The sequence below is a fragment of the Blautia coccoides genome, assembly GCF_034355335.1.
GTDB lineage: Bacteria > Bacillota > Clostridia > Lachnospirales > Lachnospiraceae > Blautia > Blautia producta.
In genome coordinates this window covers 228,238-242,152 of the sequence record NZ_CP136422.1, presented here as the reverse complement: position 1 = coordinate 242,152, position 13,915 = coordinate 228,238, and the positions used below count along the sequence as shown (strand labels likewise).

Sequence of the window (13,915 nt, the reverse complement as noted above, 5' to 3'; positions counted from 1 at the left end):
AAGATATTAAAATCTATTGGAACAAAGAAAGCAACTCCAAAAATCTGATCGGTCAAAGGGTTATGGAACTGCGGACGGAAAGAAAACTATCTCAGAAAGCCCTTGCGGAACAGCTCCAGCTCGCTGGATATGAATTTAGCGATTTGACCGTTTTACGGATTGAAAAAGGAACAAGGTTTGTTCCGGATTATGAAGTTGTAGCTCTGGCAGAATTCTTCCATGTATCCTGTGAATACCTCTTAGGCGTAAAGGATAAAAAATAAGCAGCAATCTGTTTTCCTATCACAGACTGCTGCTTAAATTTTTGTTGAACCGATAACCAATGCCCCATACAGTCTGTATGTAAAGCGGCTTGCCCGGATTATCCTCTATCTTTTCCCTTATGTGGTGGATATGGCTCATAACAATATTGTAATCGCCAGAATAAGGTTCTTGCCAGACAATATCATAAATCTGCTCTTTACTGTATATCCTGCCGGGACTTTGCGCTAATAAGTACAATATTTCAAACTCTCTATTGGTAAGCATAACTTCCGCACCATGTATGACTACATTTTTCTCTGCTAAGTTCAGCTTCATTCCTCCGATACTAAGGTGTTTTTCCACTTGAAGTACATTACAGCCTTCAAAGTGAGGACTTTCACTTACAATCTGCAACATTCTCTGGCAAAATTCTTCTTCACCATCTGAAAAAGAAAGTATCATCACCTTACTCATTATAACCACCACCTTATATATCATCTAATCACTCACATCAATCGGCTTTTTAAATGAATAATATTCTCCTCGATTTCTTTTATCGTTTTGTTAAACACTTCATCATTCTGTCCAGAAGGATCATCTAACCCCCAATTTTCCGTATACTGCCCTACTACAATCGGACAGCCAACATTACAACCCATAAGAATAACAACATCCGGCTTTGGAATATCTGAAATCAGCTTGCTATATTGTGTCTGCTCCATATCTATTCCATAGAGATTTTTCATCATACGAACAGCATCAGAATTTATATGTTCTTTCACTTCCGTTCCTGCTGAATAACTTTCAAACACATCCGACGCTAATTTTTTGCCTAATGCCTCCGCTATCTGACTACGACAGGAATTATGCACACATATAAATGCTACTTTAGGTTTTCCATCACATATAATTTTCAGCTTTCCATTCTTACCTTCTCTGTCCATACACCCTCCTATCTGACAGTCTGTGAACTGTTTGCTATCTTAACTAATGTAAGCATTACCGGAACTTCCGTCAAAACTCCCACTGTTGTAGCCAGTGCTGCCGGACTTGTTGTACCAAATAATGCGATTGCCACCGCTACCGACAATTCAAAGAAATTAGATGCCCCGATCATACCTGCCGGAGCCGCTACATCATGTGATAATTTTAATACTTTGCAAGCTCCGTAAGCCAAAAAGAAAATGAAAAATGTCTGAATTGTCAGTGGTACAGCTATCAGCAATATATGAATCGGATTAGATAAAATCACTTCTGTCTGTGAACTGAATATCAGTATCAATGTCAAAAGAAGCCCTACGGTTGTTACATTATCAAACTTCTTTAAGAATACATTTTCAAAATATTCATTCCCTTTTTTCTTTACCATACTGATACGGGTAACTATTCCACCAACAAGAGGTATCACTACAAACAGCACAATGCTTACAAACAATGTACTATAAGGCACTGTCACATTTGATACCCCTAACAGAAATTTTACAATAGGTACAAAAGCTATCAGTATAATCAAGTCATTGGTTGCCACTTGAACAACTGTATATGCCGGATTCCCCTTTGTCAATGTACTCCACACAAAAACCATAGCAGTACATGGTGCAGCCCCCAAAAGAACCGCACCCGCTAAATATTCCGTTGCAAGTTCTGGTGCAATCCAAGCTTTAAATACAACAAATAGAAATAAATAAGCAATTCCATACATGGTAAATGGTTTAATCAGCCAGTTTACAACCCATGTTACTAACAATCCTTTCGGGTTTTTTCCGACCTGCTTTATGCTTTGGAAGTCTACTTTCATCATCATAGGATAAATCATAACCCAAATCAGAATTGCGATAGGTATGGATATTCCGGCTATATTCAATTCACCCAAACGGTCAGGTATCACAGGCAAGAACTTCCCGATTAATATACCCACCACCATGCATAAGAATACCCACACAGTCAAATACCTTTGAAAAACACTAATTCCTTGCCCTTTGACTTCCTTACTCATAGACTTCCTCCTTCTTAGAAACCGAGTTTATGAAATAATTTCTCTATATCTGCTGGCTTCAAGACCTTGCCCACTGATACAACTTTTTCATTTACAACAAGTCCCGGCATACTCATAATTCCATAAGTCATTACTTTTTCCATATCTGTCACATATTCTACTTCTACCTTAATGCCTGCCGCTTCAACCGCCTTTTTTGTATTTTCATACATCTCATGGCATGACTTACAGCCAGCGCCAAGTACCTTGATATTTTGAATGCCTGTACTTGCATCAACACAGCCACAGCTTTCTGTTTCTGTATCTGATGACTCCCCACCACAACAGCAGCAGCTTTCTTCTTTTGCTTCCTCTACGGGTGCATTACACGCACAAGTAGGCTCTTTTACATCCTCTTTCTTTTTTCCCAAATTAAATAATGCCATTTTTTGATCCTCCTTAAAATTTTATATGCAAACCGGATATTTCCTATCCGCTTTGTTACATACCCATAAATGCATCAAGATATTTTTAACGGATTAAAATGCTAACCAAAACATATAAAATCCAATTAGCAGAATAGCCATTCCCATTACTATCTTCAATATTGTCCCCAACTTATTATATTTCTCATTTGTACTGATTCTTTTAACAAAACTCACTGATGTTCCCGCAATAACTACCAATATGCTATGACCGATAGAATATAAGAACATCAGCAAAATCCCCCAAAACAGATTTCCCTTTCCTGCCACAATAGCAAGCAAGGCAATCAACACAGGTGTAGAGCATGGTGATGAAAAAACGCCGCCCAATATTCCCGCTACAAACGCCCCGATTGTACCCCTTGCCTTACTTTTTGATAACAAATTCATGGACGGAATGACCTGAAAAATCTCCCATGTCTGTAATGCCATAAGCACCATCAGTACACCAAGTACAAAATACCATAGCTTTGAGGAAGTACCCAATAGTTTTCCCGCCGATGTTGCAATCAACCCTAGCGAAACAAATGTTACTGCTGTTCCCAATGCAAAAATGGCTGAATACCGAAAGGCTTTTTTTGTATTTTTTTCCTTTGCACCGCCAACATAACCAATAATAAGCGGTATATTTGACAGTGAACATGGAGTAAACGATGTCAATATGCCAGCTAACAGTGCAAGAAACGGAGCAATCCACATATTATTTTGTATAGACGCAGCAATCTGATTTAACCATATGTCAATCATCATTCAACCCCCATTTCCGACAAAATTCTGCGGAACTGTTCTTCTGACAATCCTCCCTGATGAACTGTAAAAACGTGTTCCCCACTTTCCCTATCGCTATACATGATAAATTCCATTTCCTGCTGTAATTCATCACTCGGAACAAAAGGTGTTCCATCTGCATGAAACAGCACCTGTGTAGGAATAAGTTGTATTGGCACGTTTCCTGCACTGTCCTGATACTTCCATACATCAGCAAACTTGATAAATGCCCTGCCTGAAAATTCCTCATTCATTGTTTCCAATACTGGAGCCATTTGTTTACATGGAATACAATCATCCGAGCCATAGTCTGCAATCACTGGAAGTCCATATTCTGCTAATGCTTCAAAATCAATCTGCTCAGAAACCTTCAGTGTAAAGTCTGCACCTTGTATTTCTTCAACAGTGTTTTCCTCCCCTGTTTGGCTCTGATTATCTGCTATTTCTTCTTTTTCTGGTGTATTTTTAATAAACCATATACCTACAATGACCATGACAATCACAACAGGCACTAATATTTTTAATATCAGCTTCTTGTCTTTCACAATTTCTTACCTCCGTACTTTACACCAATAAATACTGAAAGGCATTAAAGAAATATCCGACAATAATAATACCAAGCGTACATATTGCTACAAAAATTCCTAACAACTTAGATTTAACCGCTTTTTTCAACATAATAATCGACGGCAGTGAAAGCGTTGTAACCCCCATCATAAATGCCAGCACAACACCTAATCTTGCCCCCTTCGCAAGCAGAGCTTCCGCAATCGGAATACAGCCAAAAATATCTGCATACATCGGTACGCCTGCTACTGTGGCAATAACTACTCCAAACGGATTGCCTGTTCCTAATACCTTTACAATAATATCCTCCGGTATCCAATTATGAATAAACGCTCCAATACCTACTCCTACCAATACATAAGGTGCTACCTTTTTTGCAGTTTCAACAACCTGATCCCACGCAAACTTTAATCTGTCCTTTTTGGTAAGTTCTTCCTGCGGAGCATCCATCGCATGACCGTTTCTGATAAATTCGTGTACCTGATTTTCCAAGTGTAACTTTTCTATAATTGTTCCACCTACAACTGCAATAACAAGCCCTACAATGACATACACAATAGCAACTTTCCAGCCAAAAATACTCATAAGCAGCACCAGCGAACCCAAGTCAACCATTGGCGAAGATATAAGAAATGAAAACGTAACACCAAGTGGCAGTCCCGCACTGGTAAATCCAATAAATAAAGGAATGGAAGAACAGGAGCAGAACGGTGTAACTGTTCCTAACAAAGCAGCGATTATATTTGCTCCAATTCCTTTAAATCTGCCAAGAATTTTCTTGGTTCTTTCTGGCGGAAAATAGCTTTGTATATAGGAAATCATCAAAATCAAAAATCCTAACAGCACCATGATTTTTACTACATCATAAATAAAAAACTGAATGCTTCCCCCTACCTTACCGCCTGTATCAAGACCAGCCGCTTCCAAGCCACTTCCAATTAGTCTATTCAGCCATTTCATTCCTAAAATTTCATCCTGAAAAAAATCCCATACATTTTGTAACATAATGATTCTCCTTCCATTTAAGCATATAAATATTCAAATATATCTATATATTGATTATATGAATAGTCGTGTAAAAAAGTTCTACTACCAATCACTTTTTTCAACACGACTTCCCACTTTCATACTTGGAGCAGTTGACAAAATGCTCCAAACATCTCATAGCTTCACTCAAACCCTCATTTGAAATAGAATAGTGCATCCACTTTCCTTCTTTTCTTCCAGTCACAACGCCAGCATCACACAAGATTTTCATATGATGTGACAGCGTTGGCTGTGTAATATGCATTTCTTCTAAAATATCGCAAGCACATCTCTCACCACTCCGCAAAAGTCCTAAAATCTGCAATCTGTTTTCATCACAAAATGCTTTAAACATGACTGCAATTTTTTTATTATCCATTCCATGCGCCTCCATTCATTGATGTTTGTCTATGTGTTATTATATGTATCATATCGAGATTTGTCAATATGTTTTTTATTTTTTTTCATAACAAATTTCAAAAATAGCAAGCACTGCCTGTGTTCGGACACACAGGCAAAATTCCCCATACTTCCCTACCGTCCGTATGATGAAATTTCCATAGGGAAGTGTCCCTAACCCTCTTTGGTTTTCTTTCCGTTTTTTCTCTGCCAGTCCTTGACCTTCCCCCGCAGATTTGCTACAATAACACATGGATAATTCTATCCAAAAATAACTGAACAGACACGAAACCAGACTGTTGTAAACCGAACAAGTTACAGCAGTTTTTTTATGCCCAAATTTAGAAAGGACGATGTAAAAATGGCAAACAGGACACGCACCAACCGGAATGAATTTCACTTAGATGACAAAGAGCAGTACATCCTTGATGAGAAGTTTAAGCTGTCCGGCATGAAAAGCAAATCGGCTTTTATACGGAAGCTGATTTTATACGGATATGTCTATGACGTGGATTACAGTTTTTTGCGGGAATACAATACGGAGTTGGGGCGGATCAGCTCTAACCTGAACCAGATTGCAAAGAGGATTAACAGCACAAACCACGTCTATCAGGAAGATATGGACGAAGTAAAGGAGTTGATGAAACAGGTATGGCAGTCACAAAAATCCATGCTATCACAGCAACCGTTGATAAAGCGGTAGCCTACATATGCAACCCGGACAAGACAGATGAAAGCATCTACATTTCTTCCTATGCCTGTGCGCCGGAAACCGCAGCGATTGACTTTAAATATACCTTAGACCACTGCCGGGAAAACAGCCCCAATAAAGCCTATCATCTGATACAGGCTTTCGCTCCCGGTGAGGTCAGTTTTGATGAAGCGCACCAGATAGGGAAAGAACTTGCCGACAAGGTTTTAGAGGGAAAATTTTCTTATGTTGTCACCACACATATTGATAAAGGTCACGTCCATAACCATATCATTTTCTGTGCTGCTGACAACATAGAACATGACAAATACCATGATTGCAAGCAGAGCTATTACCGCATCCGAAAATTAAGTGACGAGCTGTGCAACGAGCATAATCTTTCTGTCATTATCCCCGGTGGGGAGCGTGGAAAAAAATACAACGAATGGCAGGCAGATAAGAACAGCGCCGCATGGAAAACACAGATAAGGAAAGACATCAACGCCGCCATAAAATCATCCTCCACCTATGAAGAATTTCTGCTCCTGATGCGGGCAAAAGGCTATGAGATAAAAGGGGAAACTTTTGGGGAAGACGCCCTCAAATTTATCTCCTTCCGTCCACTTGGCAAAGACCGTTTTGTGCGTGGCAGCATCAAGTCACTCGGAAAGGAATACACGAAGGAGCGGATCAAGGAACGGATTGAACTGAAACGGGAACGGAAGGCAGTTATCCCGAAAAGGGATTACGCAGATAAGAGATTGATTGACACCTCTGATGAGAAATTCCAGAACAGTCCGGGGCTGCAGAGGTGGGCGGCGGTTGAGAATTTAAAGATTGCGGCACAGGCATATAATGAAGCTGGCTCTATAAAAGAACTGGAACAGAAAATCGCCACCACAGCCGCCACCGGGAAGGAAGCAAAGCAGACTGTCCGCAAGCTGGAGAACCGCATCAAAGACCTTGCGGAAATCATCAAATATGCGGAGCAGTACAAGGCAAATAAAGCGTATCATATCGCCTATAAGAAGTCCAAAAATCCTGACGCTTATTTCCGTAAGCATGAGAGCCAGATCATCCTTTATGGCGGCGCAAGGCGTATGCTGGAACAGGCGGGCATCCCCTTAAAAGGCTTGAACATTGACAAGCTGAAAGCGGAATATCAGGAGCTGACCGCACAGAAAAAAGAACTGACCGTCACATACAAAAACTGTGAAAAAGAGCTGAAATCGCTGAACCGGAAACTGGAGAACCTGAACCAGTATTTAGGGCGCACAGAGCCGACAAAAAGCGCACAGGAACAGCCTGACCGGGATAATAACCCTTCCCGGTAATTCCCTGTCTGAAAAAGGCTTTAAAATCAAAAGAGCATCGTGGAAATGTGCATAACTCCCCATTCCGCTATGGACAACACCATTCACAGCATGTGGAAAAGCAAAGGGCAGCTTTCCCACATGCTGCAAACAGTGTTGCCCACAGCTCCATAAAACGGGAAGTTATACACATTGCCCACAATGCCGAAGGCGGCGGAATCCCACCCATTTCTTCCTACCTTGTTATAAAAAACAAAAAAATTCCTTGCAGACAAGACCATATTCCTGTAATATAGTCTACAAATCTGCAAAAAAACAGGAGTGCCGAAGCACCCCCATTCCCTAAACCCTCTTGCAAAATTCGCAGTGTTGGTTTATAATCATCTTAGAAGCCGAAGGATATTAGCGTGTCCGACGGTTGCACAATCGGAAACTTATAAAGCGTAAAAAATACGGATTACAAGGCTATCCTCTATGGCAGTAGAAGATAGCCTTTTCCGTTACTTGCGGTTGTGTTTATTGTCTATGTATGTCAAGGCTGCAAAAATCACCAGCACCAACGTAAGCACTTCTAACGTATTCATACCGACCTCCTTTCCGTTTCCAGAAAGGACAACCGCAGACTATCCCTACTCGTTCTAATCTGACTAAGAGAATTATAGCACGTTATGTCGAATAATGCTATAAAAGATTTGCGTCAATCACTCCGCCGCTTCCAATGCCACCTCTGTAAATTCCGCATCGCTCATGGTTTCCAGTTTCCCTAAAACCTGTCCGGCAAGCTCCACCATGTCACTGTCCTGTATATGGGGAATCACATTCTTTATGTCGGCAATCATGCCCGTCCTGTCCTGCCCCTCAAACACACACATCAAATTGATTTCTTCCACTGTAAATTTATCCATCGCTTATATCTCCCTCTCTGATTTTTTCTCTGTTCCCTTTTCAGGGACTTCCTTATCTGACTTATCCCTCTGCTCGATGACCGCTTTTTTCTCCGCCAGTTTTTCCTTTATGGAAATTCTGCCTGCTTGCTTTTCTTCTTTTGGCTTCTCATTGTTCAGGACGTTATCAATCATGTTATAGTTACATTCTTCCAGTTCCTCAATCTTTGCAAGCGGCTTGTATTCTGTTAGCTTATCTAACAGCTCCTTCGCCTTCCTTGCGGTCTGTACGCCCTCACTGTCATCAAGCTCCGTCCCTTTCCCGAAAATATCCGTCATGCCTTCCCGGATACTGTCTGAAATGAGCGCATTGAGGAAATCATTCAGATACCCGGTATTCCCGTTCCTGATGTCCTCTGTGATATTCGCTATCTGCGCTTCCCTGTCCTCCACTGTCTGATTGTACTGAACAGTGTCGTAGTTGTAGGAAAGCTGGTCCATCTCCGCAGCAAGGAAAGCCGCCTGCCACTTCTCCAGAGAACCCCTGACCTCTATATCCGGCAGCTTGTCGATCAGCTCCGCAATGACCTCCACCGCCTTTGGATTGTCCGTAATCTCCGGCACATAGTCCAGAATCTCCAAATCCGCAACTCTGCCCGAAACAATATCCATCTGCGTGTCCTCATAGCTCTCTGTCCCTTCTGTATGGATATTGATGCCGATGCTTGGGATAGCGTTCATCCTCTCTGGCGGTATCCGGTTGAAAATGGCGATTGCTTCCTCCACACCCGCTATATCCTCATGGTACTCTCCGAAATTGTGGAACTCCCCGCACTCCGCCACTGTAAGGGTTACAACCGTCCGTTTTTCCTCCTGTGCCTGTTCTGCGGCTTTCTCCTGCATGGCGGCACGTTTTTCCTCAAGGTAGGCTTCCACGCCCAGAAGATACTCCCCAAGCGTCCCGGTCTTGCCCTCTGTAATGGGATTGATGTCTACCTTAACGCCGCCGATTTTAAAACCGTCCTCGTTAAAGGCGTTGAACAGGGCATCTTCGTTTTCCCCGCCCCGGTACTCCACTACCACATCAAGGTCAGAACCAGCCCCCTCTAAACCTCTGCACCTGCTCCCGGATACCGCCATATCCACAAGCTGTATATCCATTCCATACTCGTCAATCTTGGACTGTAAATAGGCGTAAACATTCAGTTCTATATCTTCCTGTGTCTGCCCGTTGATGCCATGAAATAATTCCTCAGTTTTGGCTTTAAAATCCGCTATGACCTTGCTTTCCATAGCTTCCGGCACTTCGTTTCTGATCCGTTCCTCAAGATGCCCTTTTTCCGCCTGCTCCGCTTTTTCCATCAATCCATCATAATCAATCGGTATCAGTTCATCATCAGTGCGGATACTGCCCTCCAGTTCACTCCTGTGCATAGGCTCTTTCAAATCCGTTACAATCTCATCAAGTGCCTGTCTAATTGTTATGTCCGGATTGTCATACACACCCCCGTCCAGCTCCCGGTAATTCATATCATAAATGGTGTAATCATATCCCTCCGTAGCTTCTTGAATACTGATATAACGGTCTGCCAGACGGAAGGCAAGCTCTGTTTCTTCTCTGCCCATTGTCTGGCTTTTGGTGTCTATGTACGGATTTTCCCACTCCATGAACGGTACATCTTCCACTATCTGCTTCTGGTTAGCTGTCGGCATGAGGTGTTCCATTTTCCCCTGTCCGTAAAGTGTATCAAACCTGTCCATATAGAGGGAAATATCATCAAGACCGCTGCTCTTTAACTGATGCTCAAACCGCTGTTTCACAAAATCCTTGATTTCCTCCGGTGACATCTCCCGGTGTACCCTTACCTTATCAAAACCGACCTCATGATATAAAGTCTGCAAATCATCCATGAAGCGGCTGCTTTCCTCTGCCGCCCTGCTGTGTGTAAAATCCAGTGACAGACAGTTTTCATGGTTCCTGACGTGGATCAGGTCAAACTCGCTGCCATTGACATTGAAGCCGAGAGTTGCCCTTGCCATATCCGGCTTGTCCTCCACATCTTCTCCCCGGTACTCCGCAAATTTCGCCACCGCTTCCGGAAGGCTGTCAAAACGCTCCAGCTTACTTTTTTCCGGGCTGTTCTCCGCCCATGTGGATAAATCCTCAATAACATAATAGGAAACCTTGTCATCGTCCGGCTCCACCGCTGTATTTTCTGCCGCTGCTCCCTCCAAAATTTCTGCTGTTTCCTCCATGACCTCCGCTTTTTCCACAGTGACTTCTGCTGATACGGAAAGTTCCTTTGTAAACCCCGGTATCTCCCTGTAACCAACGGAATCCACATAATGGCTTGTGTTCTCCCCGTCCTGATGCAGCACCACCACATCGCTGACGGAAAGGGAATGCCCGGTAAAGTCTGCCGGGTGGTCTATATTAAATTGGGTATAAATATCTTCAAGGCTCATGCCCTCCTTCAGCTCCCCGGTATAGACCAGCGTGTAGTTCTCTCTGGAAACCGAGATACCTTCTTTTTCAAGGTAATCCATATTCATAAAGCGAATATCCCTTGTTTCCTCCGTATCTTTAAGCTGATAGATGCCAAACCTGCTCTCATTGCCATACAAAAGCTGTGCTTCCCGGTTGGGTTCGCTGTCCTCTAATTCCTGCTTCATGGACTGGTATTCCAGATAAGCGTTCCAATCGCTTTTTTCCACGCCGAACAGCCCGTCATGCCCCTGTAATGCCGCCCTGTCCTCCACAAGCGTTTCTGAACCGTCTGCGTGGAGCTGGTACACCGACACATCCTCCCCGAACAGCTCCGATGCCCTGTCCTTTGTCAGAGGGAGCATTTCATCCCAAGAATACCCGTATTCGTGCATCTGTGATAACCCCACCATACCGTCCGGAAGGAAGTCAATTTCTTCCTCCGCCGCCTTGATTGTTTCCAGAAGCATCGGTAAATCGTCTTTCTGCTCCGCAAGGGAATGGGCAAGGGAAGTTGTCTTGTACATATCATCCAGCTTATAAGCGTGGTTCATAATCAGGTTGCGCTCATCTGTGTCATACACCGATCTGTGAAATTCCATGCGGTTAATAAGCTGCTCCGCCTGTACGGTTGCCGGAAGTTCCGAAGCGGTATGCACTTCCCATTCGCTCATATCCACATCAAAATCATAGAACTGCGGATAACCGTCATTTACTCCCCCGGTTCTCATAATCGGAACAAACTCAAACCCTTTCTCCTGCAGATAGTCCAGAACATTTCCATTCCACTCATTTTCTTGCAAAAATGGAATAGAATATACAACATTTGCCACTTCTGACTGCATATTTGTGATTTTAATTGTTTCATATTCCCCGCTGTCCGGCGTGGAGATTCTCACAACCACATCGCCATACTCAATCGGAATATTGGCTTTCTCCCGTTCTTCCTGTAATGCCTTAAAATCGGTTATCTCATGGGTATCCGTATTGTAAGCGTAATCTAAATGATATTCCCCCACTTCCTCGCTCCGTTCATTGGCAAGCAGCGTTACCCATGCCCCGGCTCTTTCAAGGTAGGCTTCCACGCTCTGCCTGTCATCGTCTTTCATGGCAAGCAGCGAATTAAAAAGCTCCGTCCTCTCCATGCCCTTAACGCTCAAAAGGTCATATTCCGAACGGTCTGTATTTGCCACAAGCAGAATCATATCCTCCTGTGCCTGTTCTGCAGCACGTTCTTTTTCAATTTCCAAAAGCTGCGCTTCAGTCCCCTTTATCAGTTCCGAGGAAGTCCGGCGTATTGTATCGAGGGAAGATTTTAACTCCGGCATTTCTTTTCCGCTGCTCCACCCGGCGATATACCCAAAAGAATAATCGGACGTGTCAATCCCGAAATGCTGGCAGACAGTGTAGGCGATGCTCTCCGCTTCCACCTCTTTTGTTTCCCGGTCTTTGACAGTCCCTGTTTCCTGTTCAATCTCCTTTGCATGGAGTTTAGCGTGTGCCACCTCATGGACTCCGGTTTTTGCGGTCTGCGCTTCGCTCATGCCCTCCTTAATGGCGATAGGGCGGTTTAAGTCAATAAAATAACCTTTCCTGTCACCCTCCATGCCCTCATAACGGATTGGGACAGGGGAAACCCTGCTGAGTGCTTCCATAAAATCCTGATAACGCTCCACATTCCCATGCAGCTCATTCACGCCAAGTCCGGGAAGTTCTTTCCCGTCCGTCTGCGAATAATCAAACACTGTGACAACACGAAAGGCGGGTATCTTTATCTCCACTTCCTCTATGACGGGCATCCCGTCCCGGTCAAGCACAGGCTCATTTGTGACCGGATCAATCTTTTCCTGTTCCTCTTTGATTTTATAAGGTGCGGGCGCAAGGATACGGATACCCCTCTCGCCCTTGTTTACATGGCGTTCAAATTCTTTCTGCCATTTCTTGTACCCGGCAACATATGTAGCCCCCGGACACTGCATCTCTATGAGCTGGATATTGTTTGCGCTGTAATTATGGAATTTAGACATGGTATTCAGGTAGCTTTTGTACTTCTCGCCCTCAAATAATTCTTTCAAGCCTTCCTCCAGCCTGTCCGTTATCTCCTTTACTTTCTGTTTCTCGGTTCTTGCGTCTGCCATATGGTTCGTTCTCCTTTTCCTCCATAAAAACAGGGGACAGATAAGTTTCCCCGTCTGCCCCCGTTTTGGATATTTTTATTTGCTGATAAATTTTATAAACTTTCCTCTTTGCTTTTCGCCTTTGCCTTGTCCGGCTCCGGCGCTTTCTTCTGCTGTCCCGCTTTTTCTTTCATCTGCGACAGCTTATCCTTTACGGACACCCGCCCGCCTTTCTCCGCTTCCTTCCCGGCATCCAGACGGTCAGAGAGCCGATCCAGCTTTTCAAATGCCTGATCCGCCGCATCAATCTTTTTCCGGAGGTTCTCCACCGCTTTTTTTACAGGCGTATTGATTGCCCTTGTCAGACCGACACCCGGCTTTTCGTCCGATACCTCTTTCGTGCCTTTCCCGGCTAACAGCCTGCCCACGTTGGAAACGCTGTTCCCGATCTGCTTCAGTTCGTCCCCGATGCTGTCAATCTGGTTGGCTGTCTTTTCAAAATCCGTCATCACTTCAACCAGACGTTCCCGGTAATCGGAAAGCATGGACTTCACGCCGGAGATTCCTTTCTGGAGAACCTTGCACATCTCCGCTTTCCCTTTTTCCTTAAAGGCGCTGACCGCCTGTGCCGCTGTTTCTACCAGACGGTTTCTTACCGCTGTCAGGCGCTCCGACAGGCTTGTGATTTTCCCCTGAAGGTGCGCCGCTTTATCCATGAGGTTCTCTTTCACTGATTTTGGCTGGTTCTCCTGCATCTGTGAAAGCTGTTCCCGGACACCCTGTAACTCGTCCACCATTGCGGAAAGCTGTACCTGCATACCCGCCACATACCAGAAAATCCCCATAAAATCCTGTGACTGCTCTTTCATGTTCTGCTGGTTAAGCAGCTCCATGAACTGCTTTAATACGTCATTTTCCTCCATGACCTGTTTTGTGTTCTGTCCTACTGTTTCCATTTTTGT

Annotated in this window: 14 protein-coding genes; 3 read left to right on the top strand and 11 right to left on the bottom strand. The window is 43.7% G+C overall.

What is annotated here, in order from left to right; genetic code table 11:
• Positions 1–5 precede the first annotated feature (5 nt).
• Positions 6–263 carry a helix-turn-helix domain-containing protein gene (locus BLCOC_RS01055; RefSeq protein WP_044989956.1) on the top strand — a complete coding sequence of 86 codons (258 nt, stop codon included), beginning with the start codon at positions 6–8 and terminating at the stop codon, positions 261–263.
• 19 nt (positions 264–282) lie between these two features.
• Here the strand turns inward: BLCOC_RS01055 and BLCOC_RS01050 are convergent, their stop codons facing one another.
• The 8 genes from BLCOC_RS01050 to BLCOC_RS01015 all read right to left on the bottom strand — a co-directional run bounded on the left by BLCOC_RS01050 (position 283) and on the right by BLCOC_RS01015 (position 5,443).
• Positions 283–741 (bottom strand): winged helix-turn-helix domain-containing protein, encoded by a 459-nt coding sequence (locus BLCOC_RS01050; protein WP_242999016.1) that lies wholly within the window; start codon positions 739–741, stop codon positions 283–285.
• 8 nt (positions 742–749) lie between these two features.
• Entirely contained in the window at positions 750–1,187 is a 438-nt protein-coding gene (locus tag BLCOC_RS01045; protein WP_004070611.1) for an arsenate reductase ArsC, read from the bottom strand.
• Between the two features lie 8 nt (positions 1,188–1,195).
• Positions 1,196–2,239, bottom strand: coding sequence for an ACR3 family arsenite efflux transporter (gene arsB / locus BLCOC_RS01040; protein ID WP_004070614.1), 1,044 nt, complete (start codon positions 2,237–2,239; stop codon positions 1,196–1,198).
• A gap of 14 nt (positions 2,240–2,253) precedes the next feature.
• The gene (locus BLCOC_RS01035; protein ID WP_115624081.1) at positions 2,254–2,664 is read right to left on the bottom strand and encodes a thioredoxin family protein; all 411 of its coding nucleotides are present in this window, start codon (positions 2,662–2,664) and stop codon (positions 2,254–2,256) included.
• 93 nt (positions 2,665–2,757) lie between these two features.
• A complete protein-coding gene (locus tag BLCOC_RS01030) occupies positions 2,758–3,453 on the bottom strand; it encodes a cytochrome c biogenesis CcdA family protein (protein WP_044989957.1) in 696 nt (231 codons plus the stop codon).
• The gene (locus BLCOC_RS01025; protein WP_115624080.1) at positions 3,450–4,016 is read right to left on the bottom strand and encodes a thioredoxin family protein; all 567 of its coding nucleotides are present in this window, start codon (positions 4,014–4,016) and stop codon (positions 3,450–3,452) included. The genes BLCOC_RS01030 and BLCOC_RS01025 overlap by 4 nt, the downstream gene beginning before the upstream one ends.
• 19 nt (positions 4,017–4,035) lie before the next feature.
• Entirely contained in the window at positions 4,036–5,043 is a 1,008-nt protein-coding gene (locus BLCOC_RS01020) for a permease (protein WP_004070620.1), read from the bottom strand.
• A gap of 100 nt (positions 5,044–5,143) precedes the next feature.
• Positions 5,144–5,443: an ArsR/SmtB family transcription factor gene (locus tag BLCOC_RS01015; RefSeq protein ID WP_004070622.1), complete on the bottom strand. Its 300-nt coding sequence runs from the start codon at positions 5,441–5,443 to the stop codon at positions 5,144–5,146.
• A 381-nt stretch (positions 5,444–5,824) separates the two neighbouring features.
• On the opposite strand from BLCOC_RS01015, the gene BLCOC_RS01010 reads away from it, so the two are divergent.
• Together BLCOC_RS01010 and BLCOC_RS01005 are read left to right on the top strand one after the other, a co-directional pair.
• On the top strand, positions 5,825–6,166 hold the full coding sequence (locus BLCOC_RS01010; protein ID WP_115625515.1) for a plasmid mobilization protein: 342 nt from the start codon (positions 5,825–5,827) through the stop codon (positions 6,164–6,166).
• On the top strand, positions 6,115–7,488 hold the full coding sequence (locus BLCOC_RS01005; RefSeq protein WP_115624079.1) for a relaxase/mobilization nuclease domain-containing protein: 1,374 nt from the start codon (positions 6,115–6,117) through the stop codon (positions 7,486–7,488). The genes BLCOC_RS01010 and BLCOC_RS01005 overlap by 52 nt, the downstream gene beginning before the upstream one ends.
• A 680-nt stretch (positions 7,489–8,168) precedes the next feature.
• Here the strand turns inward: BLCOC_RS01005 and BLCOC_RS01000 are convergent.
• The 3 genes from BLCOC_RS01000 to BLCOC_RS00990 all read right to left on the bottom strand — a co-directional run bounded on the left by BLCOC_RS01000 (position 8,169) and on the right by BLCOC_RS00990 (position 13,909).
• Entirely contained in the window at positions 8,169–8,372 is a 204-nt protein-coding gene (locus tag BLCOC_RS01000) for a transposon-transfer assisting family protein (protein WP_115624078.1), read from the bottom strand.
• Positions 8,373–8,375: 3 nt separating this feature from the next.
• The gene (locus BLCOC_RS00995) at positions 8,376–12,974 is read right to left on the bottom strand and encodes a YodL domain-containing protein (RefSeq protein ID WP_115624077.1); all 4,599 of its coding nucleotides are present in this window, start codon (positions 12,972–12,974) and stop codon (positions 8,376–8,378) included.
• Positions 12,975–13,066: 92 nt separating this feature from the next.
• The gene (locus BLCOC_RS00990; protein WP_115624076.1) at positions 13,067–13,909 is read right to left on the bottom strand and encodes a DUF6674 family protein; all 843 of its coding nucleotides are present in this window, start codon (positions 13,907–13,909) and stop codon (positions 13,067–13,069) included.
• Positions 13,910–13,915: the final 6 nt, after the last annotated feature.

Bases quoted from the DNA above. Each gene is read 5' to 3' on its own strand.
- BLCOC_RS01050 (WP_242999016.1), bottom strand. From the start codon at position 741: ATGATATATAAGGTGGTGGTTATAATGAGTAAGGTGATGATACTTTCT.
- BLCOC_RS01045 (WP_004070611.1), bottom strand. From the start codon at position 1,187: ATGGACAGAGAAGGTAAGAATGGAAAGCTGAAAATTATATGTGATGGA.
- arsB (WP_004070614.1), bottom strand. From the start codon at position 2,239: ATGAGTAAGGAAGTCAAAGGGCAAGGAATTAGTGTTTTTCAAAGGTAT.
- BLCOC_RS01035 (WP_115624081.1), bottom strand. From the start codon at position 2,664: ATGGCATTATTTAATTTGGGAAAAAAGAAAGAGGATGTAAAAGAGCCT.
- BLCOC_RS01030 (WP_044989957.1), bottom strand. From the start codon at position 3,453: ATGATGATTGACATATGGTTAAATCAGATTGCTGCGTCTATACAAAAT.
- BLCOC_RS01020 (WP_004070620.1), bottom strand. From the start codon at position 5,043: ATGTTACAAAATGTATGGGATTTTTTTCAGGATGAAATTTTAGGAATG.
- BLCOC_RS01015 (WP_004070622.1), bottom strand. From the start codon at position 5,443: ATGGATAATAAAAAAATTGCAGTCATGTTTAAAGCATTTTGTGATGAA.
- BLCOC_RS01010 (WP_115625515.1), top strand. From the start codon at position 5,825: ATGGCAAACAGGACACGCACCAACCGGAATGAATTTCACTTAGATGAC.
- BLCOC_RS01005 (WP_115624079.1), top strand. From the start codon at position 6,115: ATGGCAGTCACAAAAATCCATGCTATCACAGCAACCGTTGATAAAGCG.
- BLCOC_RS01000 (WP_115624078.1), bottom strand. From the start codon at position 8,372: ATGGATAAATTTACAGTGGAAGAAATCAATTTGATGTGTGTGTTTGAG.
- BLCOC_RS00995 (WP_115624077.1), bottom strand. From the start codon at position 12,974: ATGGCAGACGCAAGAACCGAGAAACAGAAAGTAAAGGAGATAACGGAC.
- BLCOC_RS00990 (WP_115624076.1), bottom strand. From the start codon at position 13,909: ATGGAAACAGTAGGACAGAACACAAAACAGGTCATGGAGGAAAATGAC.